General features: G+C 53.6%; 15 protein-coding genes and 1 tRNA gene. 4 read left to right on the forward strand and 12 right to left on the reverse strand.

Going from position 1 to position 17,331, the window contains the following annotated elements; genetic code table 11:
• Positions 1-251: 251 nt before the first annotated feature.
• Positions 252-860 (reverse strand): PH domain-containing protein, encoded by a 609-nt coding sequence (locus O0S10_RS07330; RefSeq protein ID WP_268925236.1) that lies wholly within the window; start codon positions 858-860, stop codon positions 252-254.
• Between the two features lie 95 nt (positions 861-955).
• Between O0S10_RS07330 and O0S10_RS07335 the strand changes: the two genes are divergently transcribed.
• The 4 genes from O0S10_RS07335 to O0S10_RS07350 all read left to right on the forward strand — a co-directional run bounded on the left by O0S10_RS07335 (position 956) and on the right by O0S10_RS07350 (position 7,087).
• Positions 956-3,316, forward strand: a complete 2,361-nt coding sequence (locus O0S10_RS07335) for a U32 family peptidase (protein WP_268925237.1) — start codon at positions 956-958, stop codon at positions 3,314-3,316.
• A 496-nt stretch (positions 3,317-3,812) separates the two neighbouring features.
• Positions 3,813-5,201, forward strand: coding sequence for an MFS transporter (locus O0S10_RS07340; RefSeq protein ID WP_268925238.1), 1,389 nt, complete (start codon positions 3,813-3,815; stop codon positions 5,199-5,201).
• 32 nt (positions 5,202-5,233) lie between these two features.
• Positions 5,234-6,637 (forward strand): MFS transporter, encoded by a 1,404-nt coding sequence (locus O0S10_RS07345; protein WP_268925239.1) that lies wholly within the window; start codon positions 5,234-5,236, stop codon positions 6,635-6,637.
• A 30-nt stretch (positions 6,638-6,667) separates the two neighbouring features.
• Positions 6,668-7,087, forward strand: a complete 420-nt coding sequence (locus tag O0S10_RS07350) for a hypothetical protein (protein WP_268925240.1) — start codon at positions 6,668-6,670, stop codon at positions 7,085-7,087.
• Positions 7,088-7,146: 59 nt separating this feature from the next.
• Here the strand turns inward: O0S10_RS07350 and O0S10_RS07355 are convergent.
• From O0S10_RS07355 to ilvD, 11 genes are all read right to left on the reverse strand, one after another.
• Positions 7,147-7,218: transfer RNA gene (locus tag O0S10_RS07355), tRNA-Arg, on the reverse strand.
• 74 nt (positions 7,219-7,292) lie between these two features.
• Positions 7,293-8,702, reverse strand: coding sequence for an aldehyde dehydrogenase family protein (locus O0S10_RS07360; protein WP_268925241.1), 1,410 nt, complete (start codon positions 8,700-8,702; stop codon positions 7,293-7,295).
• A gap of 72 nt (positions 8,703-8,774) precedes the next feature.
• Positions 8,775-9,305 carry a hypothetical protein gene (locus O0S10_RS07365; RefSeq protein WP_268925242.1) on the reverse strand — a complete coding sequence of 177 codons (531 nt, stop codon included), beginning with the start codon at positions 9,303-9,305 and terminating at the stop codon, positions 8,775-8,777.
• Between the two features lie 54 nt (positions 9,306-9,359).
• Positions 9,360-10,967, reverse strand: coding sequence for an adenine deaminase (gene ade / locus O0S10_RS07370; protein ID WP_268925243.1), 1,608 nt, complete (start codon positions 10,965-10,967; stop codon positions 9,360-9,362).
• Entirely contained in the window at positions 10,964-11,374 is a 411-nt protein-coding gene (locus tag O0S10_RS07375) for a hypothetical protein (protein WP_268925244.1), read from the reverse strand. The genes ade and O0S10_RS07375 overlap by 4 nt, the downstream gene beginning before the upstream one ends.
• Positions 11,374-11,553 carry a hypothetical protein gene (locus tag O0S10_RS07380; protein ID WP_268925245.1) on the reverse strand — a complete coding sequence of 60 codons (180 nt, stop codon included), beginning with the start codon at positions 11,551-11,553 and terminating at the stop codon, positions 11,374-11,376. The genes O0S10_RS07375 and O0S10_RS07380 overlap by 1 nt, the downstream gene beginning before the upstream one ends.
• A gap of 53 nt (positions 11,554-11,606) precedes the next feature.
• Positions 11,607-11,870: a DUF7123 family protein gene (locus O0S10_RS07385; RefSeq protein ID WP_268925246.1), complete on the reverse strand. Its 264-nt coding sequence runs from the start codon at positions 11,868-11,870 to the stop codon at positions 11,607-11,609.
• A 167-nt stretch (positions 11,871-12,037) separates the two neighbouring features.
• Positions 12,038-12,292, reverse strand: a complete 255-nt coding sequence (locus tag O0S10_RS07390) for a DUF7123 family protein (RefSeq protein ID WP_268922375.1) — start codon at positions 12,290-12,292, stop codon at positions 12,038-12,040.
• 184 nt (positions 12,293-12,476) lie between these two features.
• A complete protein-coding gene (locus tag O0S10_RS07395) occupies positions 12,477-14,321 on the reverse strand; it encodes a DHH family phosphoesterase (protein ID WP_268925247.1) in 1,845 nt (614 codons plus the stop codon).
• Between the two features lie 6 nt (positions 14,322-14,327).
• Positions 14,328-15,542, reverse strand: a complete 1,215-nt coding sequence (locus tag O0S10_RS07400; protein ID WP_268925248.1) for a potassium channel family protein — start codon at positions 15,540-15,542, stop codon at positions 14,328-14,330.
• A 117-nt stretch (positions 15,543-15,659) separates the two neighbouring features.
• Positions 15,660-17,324, reverse strand: coding sequence for a dihydroxy-acid dehydratase (gene ilvD / locus O0S10_RS07405; protein ID WP_268925249.1), 1,665 nt, complete (start codon positions 17,322-17,324; stop codon positions 15,660-15,662).
• Positions 17,325-17,331 lie beyond the last annotated feature (7 nt).

Consider the following 17,331-nt stretch of genomic DNA (forward strand, 5'->3'; position numbering starts at 1 on the left):
CTTCCTTATTCTTTCCGTGTTGTTCCGTAAGCGAAGCGGTATTCTGTGTTTTTTTTCCGTGGAATTCCGTGGAGTCTGTGTTTTCCGTGGTTACTCCAAGCGAAACCAAATCCAAAAACCCCCGAAAACATTTTCCACACGAAATATCACGGAAAGAGTAAGGGTGCGGGTATCTCCACTCAATTAATACCCTGTGACACCACAAAATGATTGAGTAGGTATTTTTTCCAGAAAAAAATTCAAAAAAAAAATTATTTTCTCTCTTCAAGCAGTCTGCGGATTGCCGCAACCTCTGCAAGGAGTGCTTTGACATCTGCATCACCGGAGACAACTGGCGCCTTCACCGGCACATCAACGCCGGTTGCCGCAGCACTCGGCTCCCCGCCGCGAACGAAATCCATGATCATGGCCCGGAGCGGTTCCGGTGCCTCGATGCCTTCAATGGCAATCTCCGCCGAACCATTACTGCCGGAGTATCCGGCGGTCTGGATTTTGAGGTTGGAGATGCCGAACAGCCGCATAACGGGCCCCTGAACAATATCAACGTTCGTGATTCTGTTGTAGGGGACAATACCGGTCTTGCGGAACCAGACGCCGCGTTTCCAGGTCATCTCGGTTGCATTGAGATGATACACAACGGACTTGTAGTAGAGCACGGTCCAGAGGAGAACGAACAGCAGACAGATGACAAGGACAGCGACGATCGCAAGAACGATCGACTGGGGAAGGCCTATTTCGCCGATGAAGACTGCCCAGCCGAAACAGGCAGCCCAGATAATGGCAACTACCACCATGGTATAAATGGCGAGGTACGGCTTGTACTTCAGAGCCGGTTTGAAATCTTCACCTAATGTGATCATTGCTGAGTAACGTCTCACTGTGATGAGAAAAACTTTCCTTCTCCCGACTATCTCCTTAACCTATAACCCCTCACACGACCAACAGTATCCCACATATGCCTGCCGTTCCTGAACTTCTCGCACCCGCCGGATCTCCCGAAGCCCTCAAAGCAGCCGTCGCTGCCGGGGCTGACGCCGTATATCTCGGAGGAAAAACCTTCGGCGCCCGTCGGTACGCCGCAAACTTCGATCGCGAGGAACTCAGCACGGCTGTTCTTTATGCGCATAAAAACGGTGTCAAAGTCTATGTCACCGTCAATACCCTCGCCACCGACGACGAACTGCCGGAGATTGCCGAATACCTCATCTTCCTCTCCGAAATTGGTGTTGACGCCGTCCTCATACAGGATCAGGGAATTCTCAGTATCGCCCGTGAAGTGGCCCCCGACCTGCCGCTTCATGCTTCCACCCAGATGACCATCCACAACACCGCAGGCATCCGGTTCGCCGCCGAGCACGGCATCTCCCGCGTCGTGCTTGCCCGTGAACTCCCGCTCGAAGATGTTGCCGCAATCGGCGAAGTCGCAAAAGAGTACGGCATCGAACTCGAAGTCTTCTGCCACGGTGCAATCTGCTACGCCTACTCCGGTCAGTGCCTCTTCTCCTCCGTCATCGGCGGCAGAAGCGGCAACCGGGGCATGTGCGCCCAGCCGTGCAGAAAACCCTACACCCTTCTCGCCGACGGCGACATCGTCCCCACGCAGGGAAACTACCCGCTCTCCCCCCGCGACCTCTGCCTCTACCCGTACCTCAAAGAACTCTGTGACACTCCCATTGCCGCCCTCAAGATCGAAGGCCGCATGAAGACACCCGAATACGTCGCAATCGTCACCGACGCCTACCGCCGGGCGCTTGACGACATCGCCGCAGGCGGCGACTGGGAACCGGAACAGGAAACCATGGAAGACCTCGCCTTTGCCTTCAACCGCGGATTCACCAAAGGCTACCTCCTCGGCGATTGCGGAACCACCCTCATCAACACCAAAAAACCCGACAATCGCGGAGTCTATGCAGGAATTGTCAGCGGTGTTGACGACCGGCGCGGCAAAGTCATCGTAAAAATCGACGGTCCAATCCCTGACACCGGTGACGGCCTCGTCTTCCGGCTTGCAGGCCGTGAAACAGGATTCGCCCTCAACAAAGAACCCTACCTCTTCCCCGAAGGAGATGCCTACAAAATTCCCGCACCGCAGGAAGTCCTCATCGGCAGCGAACTCTGGATTACCCGCAGGATGAAGACCGAACGAAAAGCCGCGGCCATCCTTTCCCGTCCGGCACAGGGAAAAATCCCGCTGGACATCACCGTCGGTGTAAACGAAAACGGTCATCTCGTAATCATCGGCCACGGGGCTGCCGCAGTCAGCGAAACCCCCATGCAGGACGCCCAGACCCGTCCGGTCACCGCCGAAGCACTCGAAGCACAACTCCGCAAAACCGGTGGCACACCATTTGTCATCCGCAGCATTGCTATGAACTACGACGGTACCAAATTCCTTCCCATGGGGGCAATCAACGACCTCCGCCGCAGATTCCTTGCCGCATGCAGCGACGCCGTAACTGCCCCTCCCGTTCGGACCCACCGCCCGTTCATTCCCAAGGAAACAACCGTTCCGGAAAAAACCGAACCGGTGATTCAGGTGTACACCGACTCCATCGTCGCCGCAAAAGCCGCACACTCCGCCGGAGCCGGGCAGATTGTCTATGAAGGCACCGATGAAATTTATGACACCCCGATCATCTACAAACTCCCGCGAATCCTCCATGAAGAAGAGCTTGCCAAAACCCTCGCAAAACTTCCTGCATCCGCCGCAGGCATCATGGTGGACGGTGCAGGCATCGCAGAAGAGATCAAAGGCATCCCCAAATACGGAGGGTCCGGTCTCAACATCACGAACGCCCGTGCCGCGATAGTGTACGGCAAAACCTGCCGGCAGGTCTGTCTCTCGCCCGAACTCTCCGGAAAACAGATAAAATCCCTCATGGAGCACCTTGCTGCCTACACCCGCCCGCCAAAGACCGAGGTCATCGTGCAGGGCAGCCTTGAGGTCATGATTACCCGGAACTGTATCCCTGCAACCGCACTCGGCTGCCGGAGCTGCAACCAGCCGTGGGCACTCAAAGACGGAACCGGCAGAATATTCCGGATCAGAACCGACACAAACTGCTGCAGCCACATCCTGAACGCCGCAGAAATCTGCCTGATTGAATATGTCGGAGCCATCGCACGTGCAGGAGTCTCCGTTATCTCCATTGATGCACGGGGCAGATCGCCGGAATACGTTCGCAGAATGATCTCACTCTACACTGCAGCTCTGGAAGGGGAGAACGCAAAAGAACTCAAAAATCAGATCAAGGAAATTGCATCCGGCGGAATCACCGCCGCCCATTACCTCCGCGGGGTGGAAACACAGGAATAAAAAGAAAAAAATTACACCGCAGGGACACTGGCAAAAATCAGCCAGCCATCCCCTGCAGGAAGCACATAATTGATCATCACTGCTCCCTGGTCCGGACAGAAGCACGTCACCTATCCGCCTCTGAAGTGCCCGATCGTAGAGAAGACTTGCCGGCTGCAACACCGTTTCCGTCAACACAGGAGAAGGGATAACCAACCATCTCCGGATACCGAGCATCCGCACGTACCGTTGCTGTCAAACGCAGCGGTTGAGTACTCCTGTGGGGTAAACGATTCCGGAACAGCAAAAAATTCTGGACAAAACCGGACAGTATTTTATCGTACGGTACCAATTATACAGATATCGCGGATCAACATCTGATCATATTCCCTGACGGGGCATCCCGCGAGATACATACACTATCACTGGCCGTAAGACCGGATGCCGGGTCCAGGGAACCTTTCCGAAACGGAAAGCCCCCGCTCGCTGCGGCTGGAAACAGTTGGAATGGGATCAGATGGACAACAACCTCATTTATACCGGACGCAAGCTCTTGGTGATTCTTCTTGCCGTAACGCTTGCATCATTTTTAACACCCTTTTACACCTCGATGGTGAACATTGCAATCCCTGCCATCGGTGAAAACTTCGCTGTCCCCGCAGAAACACTTGCCATGCTGTCAACGGCGTATCTGATAAGTTCGGTGGTATTTCTTGTACCGGCCGCCCGGCTTGCCGACATCTTCGGCCTGCGGAAAGTGTTCGTGGCCGGTCTCTGCATCGCGGCTCTTGCCTCGCTTGCCGCACCCTTCTCGATCTCAATCGGGATGCTGCTCGCCTGTCAGGTGATTGCGGGTATCGGATTTGCCTGTGTAATCAGCAATGCAATTGCTCTTCTTTCGATAGTGTATCCGCCTTCGCGGCGCGGGGCTGCCATCGGCATCGCAGTTGCGGGCGTGTATCTGGGTCTGACCGCAGGTCCGCTGATCGGCGGCGCACTGACATCGGTCTTCGGCTGGTCAAGCATCTACATCTTCGTACTGATACTCTGCCTTGCAACCACCGCGATGGTCAGATTTTCGATCAGCACCGAACTGTTCACCACCCCCGGTCAGCCGTTCGATCTTCGCGGTTCGATACTCTACGGCCTGATGGTACTCTGCCTGATGTTCGGCCTCATCAACCTGCCACAACCTCCTGCCGTCGCAGGTCTTGTTCTCGGTGTTATCCTTCTGCTGTTCTTCATCAGCTTTGAGGCGAAGATTCAGTATCCGGTGTTTCCCATCCGGCTCTTCACCGAGAACCGGGTATTCGCCCGGGCCAACATAACAACGATGATCAACTACGGGGCAACGTTTGCGGTCAGTTTTTTCATGAGTCTGTATCTGCAGATAATAGGCGCCCTGACACCGATGGAAGCAGGCATTGTGATGATTGCCATGCCGGTTGTGCAGATGATCTTCTCTCCGCTTGCCGGAAAACTCTCTGACACGATCGGCGGCAGGGTTCTCATGACCGCAGGTCTTGCGGTGACCGGTATCGGCATGGCGCTCTTCGGGTTCATCGGAACCGAATATAACCAGACTGCAGTGATTCTCAATCTCGCCGTGGTCGGGTTCGGCATTGCGCTGTTTGGTGCACCGAACACCAATCTTGTCCTCGGCTCGGTGGATCGTCGCGATAACGGAAGTGCGAACAGTATCCTTGCAACAATGCGGCAGATGGGAATGGTTATCTCCATGGCCGCTGCAACCTGCTGCATTATCCTTTTCACGGGCGCAGGAACAGAACTCGGCAGCAATCCCGACGGTCTTGTTGCCGCAATGCACCTGACGTTTGCTCTTGGTGCTGTACTGTCCTTTGCCGGTGCGGTTGTCGGCTGGACGGCTGTCACGAAAAAAGGATAACATTATTGCCGTTCCCAACCGACAAAGAACATATGGCAGCGGCATATCAGTACACCACACGCGAGATGCGGATGGTGCTGGTTGCCGCAGCCCTTGCTTCGTTTCTCAGTCCGTTTCTCGGCTCAATGGTAAATGTGGCAATTCCTGCCATCGGTACCGCCTACGTTGCAACCGCCGAGTCACTTGCGATGCTTTCGACAGCCTATCTGATAAGCTCCGTGATGTTTATGGTGCCTGCCGCACGAATTGCAGATATTGTGGGGCGGAAAAAAATATTTCTGGCAGGAATTTTCCTCCTTGCGGTCTCTTCCATTCTTGCGCCCCATTCACCCTCAATTGAGATATTGATTCTCTGCAGAATTCTGGAAGGAGTTGGTGTTGCAGCAATTACCAGCAACTCGATTGCACTTCTTTCAGCGGTGTACCCGCCTGAAAAGCGGGGAGCGGTCATCGGATACGCCGTGTCGGCGGTGTTTCTCGGACTTTCGGCAGGCCCGATCCTCGGCGGTATTCTGACACAGATGCTTGGATGGGAAAGTATCTTCTACTTTGTTGTGGTACTGTCTGCATTTACGTTTGCGGCGGTATGGTTTTCCATCGCGCACGACATCCGCGAGAATGCAGGAGAGCCGTACGATTATGCGGGAACGTTTGTGTATATGCTCCTCATTATTTCGCTGGTGCTCGGCCTCATCAATCTGCCGGAGTTCTGGGCTGTAGGGCTGCTTGCAGCGGGAGTTGTGGTGTTTCTTCCGTTGTTTGTTTTTGTTGAGAAACGTACGCACTATCCGGTGTTTGCACTCCGGCTCTTTTCCGGTAACCGCGTGTTTACCCGGGGCAACCTTGCAACGGTGATTAACTTCGGAGCAACGTATGCGATCAGTTTCTTTCTGAGTCTGTATCTGCAGATTGCCGGAATGCTTACACCGATGGAGGCCGGAATGGTGCTGGTTGCAATGCCGTTTACCCAGATGATCTTCTCACCTCTTGCGGGGAGGGTCTCGGATAAAATCGATCCGCGCTACCTGACCACAGCAGGAATGCTGCTGATGGCAGGAGGACTTGCCGTCCTCCTGCAGCTCAGCGCGGCGCTGGATCTTCCGATGCTGCTTGTGACCCTTGTTCTGATGGGTTTTGCCGTAGCGCTGTTCGCCTCGCCGAACAACAATCTGATCCTCGGCTCGGTCCAGCGCCGCGAGTACGGCAGTGCAAACAGCATCATCGGTACGATGCGGCAGATGGGCATGGTGCTTTCGATGGGGCTTGCAACCTGCTTCATCTCGATATTCCTTGGCACCACCACCGAGATGGCAGGAAATCTGGACGCATTTCTTTCAGCCATGCATCTGTCGTTCGCCTGCGGTGTGGTGTTCTGCCTGATTGCCGCTGCCCTGTCCTTTTCGTCCAGGGCCCCGTCTGTGACAGCATCCAAATAATTATCCGCATCCAAAGAGAATTGTTTTCTCATGAGATGCAACAAGAAGACTGTTCTCCTGCTGTTCATCGCGGTACTCTTTGCCGCAGCAGCCGGCTGTGTTTCGCCGGACAGTCCGGCTGAACCAACGCCGACAGAGACCGCAACTGTAGTTCCGACACCGACATTTTCTCCTGACGGAATTACAGAGGAGGGAACACTGAACGCCGCAGGGTACGGGACGCAGGAGTTTCCCCGCGTGCTGATGAAAAAAGGACCGGTTACCTTCCATGCAACCTTTGACGGTCCACGCACCTTTACCCTCGACATCACCCTGCACGGAGCCGAGGTTGCACAGGTGTTCTCCCGGCGGGGGGCATTTGATGAGACCGTAACGATCGACATCGGTTCAACCCAGTATTATCACGTGACCGTAACCGGTCTTGGCAACTGGACGGTTGTCCAGAGCTGAAAAATATTTTTTTTAGAAACATGCATGTCTGAGGAATAGAAATCATAAAAAAACAGCTACGTCCCGGCTGGGACTTGAACCCAGGTCAAAAGCTCCGCAGGCTTCTAGGATATCCTCTACCCTACCGGGACTAACGCACCTATGTGCTCTAATACATTAGAGCAATATCAATATAAATCCACCGTTTCAATTTTCTGCAAAAAAATCAGAGGCCGATGAGAATACTCTTCGGCTCGGTGTACTCATAGATGAACTCACGTCCGTTCTCCCGCCCGTATCCCGAATTTGCGGTACCGCCAAACGGAATTTCCGGCGGCAGAATCAGATGCCTGTTCACCCACACAACACCGGATCTGATCTGCTCGGCCGCCGTGTAGGCCGTCTTCATATTTTTCGTCCAGATAGACGCACCAAGTCCGTACGGCGTACCGTTTGCAATCTCGACCGCCTCGTCCAGCGTAGCAAACGGTATCACCGGCATGACCGGCCCGAAGATCTCCTCAGACACCGCATCCGGCGACACATCGGAAAGCAGGGTTGGCGCGTAGAAGTTGCCGGGTCCCTCCTGTTTTTTTCCTCCAAAGATAAGTCTGCCGCACTCTTCGTTTACAATCCGGTCAACAGCTGCTGCAACCGCGTCACGTTGTCCGGGATTGTTCAGCGGCCCCATGTTGACCTTATCCAGACCGCTGCCGACAACAAGCTTTTCGATTGCATTCCTCGCCTTTCTCACGAACGCATCGACACAGTTTGCATCCACTAAAATTCTTTTTGCCGAGGTGCAGACCTGCCCGCAGTTGTAGAACCGGTTCCTCACTGCGCCTGCAACCGCCGCATCAATGTCTGCATCTGCTGCCACGATGAATGCATCATTTCCGCCGAGTTCCAGTGTAAGTTTTTTCAGCGTCGGCGCTGCTGCAAGAGACACAGCCCGCCCCGTTGCAACCGAGCCGGTGAAGGATACATGACGGATATCCGCATGTCGCACGATCGCATCGCCGGCACTCGCACCACTGCCGGTAACAACATTCAGCACACCGCCCGGAACTCCGGCGGCCGCAAGAAGTTCCGCCAGACGAAGAACCGTCAGAGGTGCTGTCTCCGACGGTTTTGCAACAACTGCATTCCCGCAGGCAAGAGCTGCACCAGCCTTCCATCCAAAAATAATTGCAGGCATGTTCCACGGCACAATTGCCCCGCAGACGCCGAGCGGCTTTCTGACCACATTCATGTATCCATACTTCGGCAAAACCGCTGCATCGCCCCGGATGCTTCCGGTCATCGATGCATAGTACTCAAAAATATGGGCGGTTCCCAGAATTTCATCTTTTGCCTCGCGAAACGGTTTTCCCTGTTCGGTGGTCAGAAGTGTTGCCAGAGCATCCGCTTCACCTCTGATAAGCGCGCCTGCTGCAATCAGAATGCGGGATTTATCCGCCGGACTCACCCGTGCCCACGTTGCCTGAGCGTTTTCCGCTGCTGCAACCGCAGCTGCGACATCGTCCGTGGTACCGGCAGGAACTGTATCGATCACTGTCCCGGTTGCCGGATTATAGACAGGAAGGGTACTTCCTGAAAGACTGTCGCAACCGGCACCGTCAAGAAACATCTGCATAAATGTTGTATTGGATCGAAGAGTGTTTAGAGGTGATCATCGTGGCAGTAACTGCCCGTTCAAAAAAAAGGATTAGTAGTAACCGAATCCCCGCTCAATCACACGGGTGTTGTTGTAGGTTTTGGTAAACGACGCCGTGAACGTAATCTGCGGAATCGTGATTGCAAACTCCTGCTCCGGATACCAGTAGGTATTGTCTCCGTAACTCATTGCAGCATTGGAAACCGAAATGATCGCCTTTTCATTATCCACATACTGGAACACGATCTCCTGCGTCTGACCACTGCTCGGGACCGGAGGATTGATGATCTTCAGAAGCCGGTTCTTCAGATCCTGTTTGCCGAGAAGGAATACCAGAAATGCAATCCATGGATCAATTGAGTAGTTGATCGTATATACCGCATTGACTCCCTCCAGTTTCACGTCCACCGAATCTACCGTAATGTAGCCGTAGTGGTTTGACATATCAGGACTTTGAAACAAAACCAGCCGCTGCACAGGTTCCGTTGCTGTCGGCTCCGCTGCCGCCGCAGCGCCTGCCAGTGCCGGCAGAAGAACAAATGCCGCCGCAAGAATGATGGCAATCTCCCGCTGTAGTTTCATCGTAATTATCAGTATTGCTGTTCTTCTCAATATCCTTTCCTGTTGGCGGAAATATTAGTGAAACAGAGGGACCGTTTCAAACGTATCCACATCAAACAGGCCCCGCGGGGTAATCTTCAGATGCGGAATTACCGTAAGCGACAGGAAGGAAAGATGACCGAAGGTCTGTTTATATGCGCCGGTACGCTTCAGATGTACGGATAGTGTGTCCAGCTGCTTCAGGAGTACGTCAGCAGGTTCATGCGCCATGAGGCCGCCGATGGGAAGTGAAAGCAGGGTGACATCGTTTCCGGTGACGACCGCAAGACCGCCGCCTGCATCGGCAACTGCACGGACAGCGGTGAGAATTTCTTCGTCGGTTCTGCCGGTTGCAATAATGTTGTGGGCATCGTGGGCAATAGAAGAGGCGACAGCCCCCGTCTGCATCTCAAATCCCTTCACAAGGCCGACGGTAAAACCACCGGCACGGTAACGGTCAACGGAGATGATCTTCTGCACCCCGTCGGCATCAGGTTTGGCAGGAATATTCTGGGTCACAATTTCGCCGGCGATGACGCCGATGACCCGGGCGATGCCCGTTTCAGGCAGAACAAGATCTGTTTTGGTCGGGAATCTGCAGGAGAACGCCGGTACCTGATACGGGGTCTGACCGCCAGATGCAGGGATCTCTTCTGCAGGGACACCGTTTTTATAGACCTGTTCTATGGTGAAGGTGTCGGTATCTGCAAGGATGCAGAAGTCGGCAACGCGGCCCGGTGCAATCACGCCGCGATCGGTGAGACCAAAACATTCCGCAGCAGAAAGGGTTGCCATGCGGAGTGCGAGATTTTCCGGCATGCCCGCTTTGATTGCAACGCGGATGCAGTGATCAATGGAACCTTCGCGAACCAGCGTGTCAACATGCCTATCGTCTGTGCAGAAGCAACAGCGCGAAACCGTGTTTACATCGACAATGGGAGAAAGAACAGTAACATCCCTTGCAGCCTCCCCTTCCCGCAGCAGAATATACATGCCGCACCGGAGTTTTTCGCGTGCCTCCTCCGCAGAAGTACATTCATGATCCGTTTTGATACCGTGGGCAATATATCTGCAAAGACTAAGTCCGGTCAGACCCGGAGCATGTCCATCCACATGCGAAAACAAGGAAAGTTTTGCAAGAATTTCGGGGTCATCGGCAAGAACCCCCGGAAAGTTCATCATTTCACCGAGTCCGAGGACATGGGGATTGTCAACATATTTTGTGAGATCAGCTGCAGTGAGAACTGCACCGCCGACGTCATCCGGAGTTGCAGGGACACAGGACGGGACCATAAAGAAAATATCATTTGGTGCGTGCTGCGCATCCTGAATCATGAAATCGATTCCGGCGAGTCCGGCAACATTGGCGATCTCATGGGGATCGGCGATTGCAGTGGTGACACCGTGCGAAAGAGCAACCCTGCCGAATTCATGCGGTACAAGAAATGTGCTTTCAATATGCAGATGCGTATCGATCAGTCCCGGAATTACCCGGGCACCGCCAAGATCGGTTAGCCGATCACCGGTGAGGCTGTGGTTCGCACCAATTGCGGCAACAACACCATTTTCCACAGCAAAAGAAGTAGGCAGCCATTCTCCGGTACATGGGTTGAAGAGAAGGGCATTGTCAAAGATATGGGTCATACTATCTCAAAATTTTTGATGAACGCGGCAAGCCGTACGGCACCTTCGTTCCTCTCCCGGACATAGAGGCGCACTTTATAGGTTCCTGGCTCAAGATCTATCGGGAATTCGCAGATGTTTCTGCCTGTGGTGAAAGTTGGCGCATTTGTCAGAAGATCGCCTACCTGTTCTTCGGCGAAGAGGTCATCCACGCGGGATATGGTGCACTGCACCCAGACTTCACGCGGGTCGCCGTTGTACTGGAATGCGGCAACAAGTTTTCCGTTGATATAGACGGGATCTTCTGCATCGATTGCGGCGGCTCCAACCGTCAGCACAATTGCAAGGACAAGAGCCGCAATGATTCCTAACAGGATCAGTACCATCCGTTTTATGGTATCCGCCTGCCCTGCTTTCTTATTCATCATTACTCATCAGCGCGCTCTACGATTACACGGATTTTATCGCCGTTTTTCAGGCCGTGACCTTTGGGGACGTCAATGTTGAACCAGAGATCACCCTGCTGGGACATGAGGCAGTCCTTTGCCCCTTCGATATCTGCTACAAATTCTATGGTTTCAACGATTTCGGCAATCTTTTTTCCCATAGATAAAAATGAGGAGGGATTATTTATTAAGGTAACGCTCGTTTCCTGCCGGTTCAGCTGCTGACCAGTGATCTCAGTTTGACCATCCAGGTGGTGCTGGTGGAGTAGCCCCACTGGATAATTTCAAACTCCATGCATTTTTCCGCAAGGAGAGCGAGATTTGTTCCAACGGCCCGGGAGGAGATGCCGAGTTCTTTTGCAATGTATTTTGCCTTGAAAAAACGGGTGCCGGATGCAACACCTGCTTTAAGATAATTGAGAATCCGCTGCTGGGTGGAGTTGTACTGCGGGACCTGAAGCTCCATATCACTTACCATTAGTAAGTGTTTGATTTTCCAATATATAAATATGTATCATTCAATTTGAAACCGGATGATTGAGGTAACGGGAGCAATACTGCAAAGATGGACAATCGCGCAGAATATTCTTTGCTGATAAGAATTACAATACGTAAGGGAACAAAAAAGAAAGAGGGGTGAAGTATTTATGCTATTGTTTTGCTCGTTACCATCCAGGTGGTGCTGTTAGAGTAGCTCCAGCGCTGGATGTCCAGTTCATCACAGATCTCGGAAAGGATGGCAAGGTTCGTTCCAACCTCTTTGGAGGAGAGCCCAAGATCTTTGGCAATATACTTTGCCTTGAAGAACCGGCTTCCTTTTGCCACTCCTGCCTTCAGATACCCAAGGATCCGAGACTGGGTGTCGTTATATCTTTCACGAATTGTTTTAGGTTCGGTCATAATGACTTACCTCATGTAAGTATAGGATGTTTTACATTATAAAGGTAGTGCTTGATACACAGGATTTTTCGGGAATCCCGCGGGAACATCAGCAGTTGCGAAAAAAATCCACGTAACCAAAGGTATGCGGGATGTCCACAGGTCTTGCGACCTCGTGGACAGTTGCAGACAGACCGGACGCGGATTAGAGTGCATCAACCGGGAACGCGGAGATCTTTTCGATCATTTTGGCGATGACCTCAGCCCGCATACCCTCAACGAATTTGATGCTGCCAACCACAAGATGGCCGCCGCCTGAAATTCCTGCGCCCGGCATCTCGTCGCGCATGGCACGCACCATCTGCGGGATGTTCATCTTCACACCGCGGGAACGGATCACTGCAAAGTCGGGTCCGAGACCAAGGGTTACAACCGGCTGATTCTCGTAGCGCTTGCAGAGAATATCATGAACCTCACCCGACGACTTGCCCGGCGGCGGGAAGGTGAAGCGGTGGGCAAACATCTCAACATCTGCGAGGAAAAGGTTCGCTCCTGACGTAAGCACCTGATCCTTGACATGGGGCATCATGGTGTTCATCTGATCCTCAATTGCTGCGTTTGCCTCAGTCACAAGGAGAGTAACCAGCCGGTTGTGACGTTCGGGTGCGTTGTTGAGGTTCAGGATGTCCTTTACGATCTCACGGCCGTCGTTGAACCGGAGCCAGTACTGCTCGTAGTCCAGTGCAAGCGCCATGTCCTTACACTCATCGCGGGTGTATTTACCTTCGATGAGGGCAAGATACGCGTCAAGTTCGGGTGCCTCACTGCGGTCTGCAACCCCTGCAACCGAGGGGAAATGAAGAATCCGTGCTTCAACAACCGGGTTGATCAGACGGGCGATCTCGGTTCCAAGCATTCCCGCGGTCACACCGAAGTCGCCGCCGACATGGTACGGGTTAACGTGGGCAAGCAGATACTTGTCAATCGTCTCGTCCGGGTGGTGGTGATCGGCAACGACAACATCAAGCTGATAGACCTCAGTCATCTTGTAGGAGGGCATATCCTCCTCGGTTGAACCGTTGTCCATCAGAAGAATCAGCGGAAGTTTCTGACCAAACCGGACATTGTCCTTCAACATCATATCAAGGTCGCGGGTCACATCCTCGATCTCATAGAACGGGGCTTTGGAAGGAGATCTGCGGAAGAGGAAGTTGTCCTGATCCGGGTCGCCGCCGTTGTCACGGATTAACTGCAAAACTGCTGTTTCGACGGAGACAGCAGCACAGATACCGTCCGCATCCGCATGGTGGCGGAGAATGATCGGCTGCTGGGTTAATACTGCGCGGCGGACAATCTTTGCAAGTTTACGCATCTCAGGCCAGAGTGCGTCAAGTACCGGGCTTTCAATGAGCGGGGTGACTTCGGGCGGTTCGGCGCGGGACTCAAGAGCTTTGTTGATCCGTGTCCGGACTGCATCGGCCTCGGTTCCTTTGAGGACATGCATGTCGGAAACTTCAATCTGCATCTGATTGTTTCTGCGGGTTGCTTCACCAAAGATGCGGACGATGTCGCCAAGGTTGACCTCGGGATAGGACCTGACACCTGCTTCGGTGAAGGCTGCGGCGTCTTCGACACCGGAGTCGTCACAAACAGTGAAGATGGTGGGTCCTGAGGTCTGTTTGATCTGCACAACATCTGCTTCGATGGTGACATTTCTGCCGATCTTGTTCTTCAGATCCGAAAGACGGGAGAGTGTGATCTTTTTGGTGACAAGTTGGGTCTCGTAACTTCCTTCGGGAAGCTGTACTTCGCGGAGATCAATGTTTCCGTTCGGACGAATCTGATTGACCTGCACGAGAATCTGGTCACGCTCTTTTTTATCTGTTTTGACGTTGCTTTTATGCAGCAGTCCTTTTACGCGGTCGTTTAAGAGAACAAACGTGCCGAATGTTGCAAATCCCTGAACTTTTCCCAGATATACCTGGCCTTCTACGATGTCATCCACTTCACAACCGGGGCCAAGCCGGTATACCATATCAATTGTACCCATGTAAATTTACTCCGAGTCTTCAAAATCTTCTATTTCATCGGTGTCTGCACCGCAGAGACCATACAGTTTTTCCTCTCCGTCGCGCCGGCCGCGTGCTACCAGAAGATCTCCCGCATGCAGAACAACGCTGCGTGCGGGACGGTAGGTCCAGCGGTTATCATGTTTGATGGCAAAGATTACCATGCCGGTGACGGTCCCCACCTGCGAATCGGTAAGGGATTTTTTGTCCAGCGGGGAGCCGGGACGGACGGTTACCCAGGAGATGATTTCATCCGATTCCCGGACAATTCTTTTGAGAATCGGCGGAACATCAATCTCACGGAGAATGACGTCTGCGATGGAACTGGCGGCATCGGAGATGGATTCGGCAAACGAGGACATGTAGAGCATGCCGCGAAGGCTTGCCACATCCTCGGTACGTTTTGCTGCTTCCAGCGTCCAGAGATCAAGTCTGAGCCGCATTTCGTCAAGCTCCTCTTCAAGAGCAACGACTTCGTTGGCGAGGTCCATGTTCTCATGAAGGAGAGCGGTATAGGCGAGGCCGACGGAGAGTTCGCTGATGTTTTTCATCTCGATCATGAGGGCCGCCGCCCGATCGAGGTCACTAATAGCAGTAACAGGGCCGTCGTCATCACGCGGGACAGGCTGACCGGCAAGTTCACACAGCGCAGGGAATCCGTATTCGGGCCCCCGTCCCACCAGTACGTCGCCTGCACGAAGCACGGTGTGTTTGTCAGGATCGTAGATTCTCTGCCGCATGCGGCGTATCATGATGATCCTGATACCAGTTGCGGACTGGAGCTTGATGTCGCCGAGACGCGCACCATCAAGGGCGCTGCTACTCGAAACAACCGTACGGTGTGTTGCCTCTTCAGCTTCCGGCAGTGCTTTTCGGAGGTTTGCCGGGAAAGAGACGTGCCGCATGATATTTTTTGCGATGTCTGCGGCCTGATTGGAGATGCGTTCCGAGGCTTCTGCAAGCTGCAGAAGACCACTCATCGGTTCGGTGTCCTCCAGACGGCGTACGCTCATCATACTGGTGATGCGTGCCTGATATACGAGGTCGTTCATTCGTTCTTCAAGTTCGATGACTTCGTCTGCGATGGCGTTGCTTTCAAACAACACCGCAGAATAAGCCAGATCAACCATCAGTTCCGAGATGTCCTTCATTTCAATGAGGACGTCCTTGAGGTTGATGGGTTGATAATCACGATCCATCATGCCTTACTATAATAATGGAGACGTCTGACTACTTAAGTCATAGTTTTCCCGGACGGTGATTACCATTCCTGCCGTACAAAACCAGATGTCCCTGCACATATATTTCAAAAAAGAAGGTTATTTCATTACAGCACCGGCATTTGCTCCGGCACATCCCCGTGCATACCGGGCAAGCCAGCCCGAAGTGATTGCAGGCGCAGGCATTATCTGCCGACCTCTCCGTGCGGTGAATTCTTCATCACTAACGAGAGCATTGATTTTGCCGTTCGGGATGTCGATGAGAATAGTGTCACCTTCGACAACAAGACCGATCTCCCCTCCTGCCGCAGCCTCCGGGCACACGTGACCGATAGACGCCCCGCGGCTTGCGCCACTGAACCGTCCGTCCGTAATCAGCGCAACAGACCGGTCAAGACCCATACCGGCAAGGGCCGATGTCGGGTTGAGCATCTCCCGCATACCGGGTCCGCCTTTCGGCCCTTCATAACGGATCACAACCACATCGCCGGAAACAATTCGTCCCGCATAAATTGCCGTGATCGCCTCGTCTTCAGAGTCAAACACGCGGGCAGGGCCGCTGTGAACCAGCATCTCGTCGGCAACAGCGCTGCGTTTGACGACACAGCCTTCCTTTGCAATGTTGCCCCAGAGAACGGCAATGCCGCCGGTGGTGCTGTACGGGTTTTCTATCGGTCTGATGACAGCAGGATTTTTGTTGGACGCCCCCGCAAGATTTTCCTGCACGGTCTTTCCGGTTGCGGTGATAAGGGACGGGTCAATAAATCCTCCCTTTGCAAGCTCGGCGAGAACCGCCGGAATACCGCCCGCCGCATGCAGGTCCTGAATGTGTGCCGGGCCTGCCGGTGCAAGGTGGCAGAGGTTGGGCGTTTTTGCACTGACGTCTGCAATCGTTGCAAGGTCCAGCGGAACACCTGCTTCGCGGGAGATAGCAAGGAGGTGCAGGACACTGTTGGTGCTGCATCCGAGAGCCATGTCGCAGGCAAGGGCGTTTTTGATTGCGGCGGGCGTTATGATCTGCCGGGCAGTGATACCTTTTTGGATAAGGTCCATGATGTGCATACCGGCGTGTTTTGCCAGCTGAATGCGGGCAGCCATGACCGCCGGAATTGTGCCGTTGCCCGGAAGAGCAATACCGAGGGCTTCTGCCAGGCAGTTCATACTGTTTGCGGTGTACATGCCGGCACAGGAACCGCAGCCGGGACATGCATCCATCTCGATTCGTTTCAGGTCTGCATCGGTGATTGCATTTACTTTTCGTGCGCCGACCGCTTCAAAAAGTTTTGAGAGACTGATCTCTTCGCCGTTGTCAACGCCTGCAAGCATCGGGCCGCCGCTGCATACGATGGCAGGGATGTCAAGACGTGCTGCTGCCATGATCATGCCGGGCACAATTTTATCGCAGTTTGGTACGAGCACAAGACCGTCAAGGCAGTGTGCCATTGCCATGGTCTCCACACTGTCGGCGATCAGTTCACGGCTCGCAAGCGAGTACTTCATGCCGATATGCCCCATGGCAATACCGTCACAGACACCGATGGCCGGGATCAGGATCGGGGTACCTCCCGCCATGCGGACACCTGCTTTGACGGCATCGGCAATCTTATCCAGATGGATGTGGCCCGGCACAATCTCGCTATGTGCTGAGACAACGCCGATTAAGGGACGCGACAGTTCTTCTTCGGTGTAGCCCATTGCATAGAACAGTGAGCGGTTCGGTGCCCGCTCAACACCGCGTGTCACCGCGTGGCTTCGGAGTTCCATGGTATCC

The sequence above is a fragment of the Methanocorpusculum petauri genome (assembly GCF_026891975.1).
In the GTDB taxonomy this organism is placed as follows: Archaea; Halobacteriota; Methanomicrobia; order Methanomicrobiales; family Methanocorpusculaceae; genus Methanocorpusculum; species Methanocorpusculum petauri.

Coding starts and splice junctions, on each gene's coding strand:
- O0S10_RS07375 (WP_268925244.1), bottom strand. CDS start 11,374: ATGATGAATAAGAAAGCAGGGCAGGCGGATACCATAAAACGGATGGTA.
- O0S10_RS07330 (WP_268925236.1), bottom strand. CDS start 860: ATGATCACATTAGGTGAAGATTTCAAACCGGCTCTGAAGTACAAGCCG.
- ade (WP_268925243.1), bottom strand. CDS start 10,967: ATGACCCATATCTTTGACAATGCCCTTCTCTTCAACCCATGTACCGGA.
- O0S10_RS07385 (WP_268925246.1), bottom strand. CDS start 11,870: ATGGTAAGTGATATGGAGCTTCAGGTCCCGCAGTACAACTCCACCCAG.
- O0S10_RS07345 (WP_268925239.1), top strand. CDS start 5,234: ATGGCAGCGGCATATCAGTACACCACACGCGAGATGCGGATGGTGCTG.
- O0S10_RS07400 (WP_268925248.1), bottom strand. CDS start 15,542: ATGATGGATCGTGATTATCAACCCATCAACCTCAAGGACGTCCTCATT.
- O0S10_RS07365 (WP_268925242.1), bottom strand. CDS start 9,305: ATGAAACTACAGCGGGAGATTGCCATCATTCTTGCGGCGGCATTTGTT.
- O0S10_RS07395 (WP_268925247.1), bottom strand. CDS start 14,321: ATGGGTACAATTGATATGGTATACCGGCTTGGCCCCGGTTGTGAAGTG.
- O0S10_RS07380 (WP_268925245.1), bottom strand. CDS start 11,553: ATGGGAAAAAAGATTGCCGAAATCGTTGAAACCATAGAATTTGTAGCA.
- O0S10_RS07350 (WP_268925240.1), top strand. CDS start 6,668: ATGAGATGCAACAAGAAGACTGTTCTCCTGCTGTTCATCGCGGTACTC.
- O0S10_RS07360 (WP_268925241.1), bottom strand. CDS start 8,702: ATGCAGATGTTTCTTGACGGTGCCGGTTGCGACAGTCTTTCAGGAAGT.
- O0S10_RS07390 (WP_268922375.1), bottom strand. CDS start 12,292: ATGACCGAACCTAAAACAATTCGTGAAAGATATAACGACACCCAGTCT.
- O0S10_RS07335 (WP_268925237.1), top strand. CDS start 956: ATGCCTGCCGTTCCTGAACTTCTCGCACCCGCCGGATCTCCCGAAGCC.
- O0S10_RS07340 (WP_268925238.1), top strand. CDS start 3,813: ATGGACAACAACCTCATTTATACCGGACGCAAGCTCTTGGTGATTCTT.
- ilvD (WP_268925249.1), bottom strand. CDS start 17,324: ATGGAACTCCGAAGCCACGCGGTGACACGCGGTGTTGAGCGGGCACCG.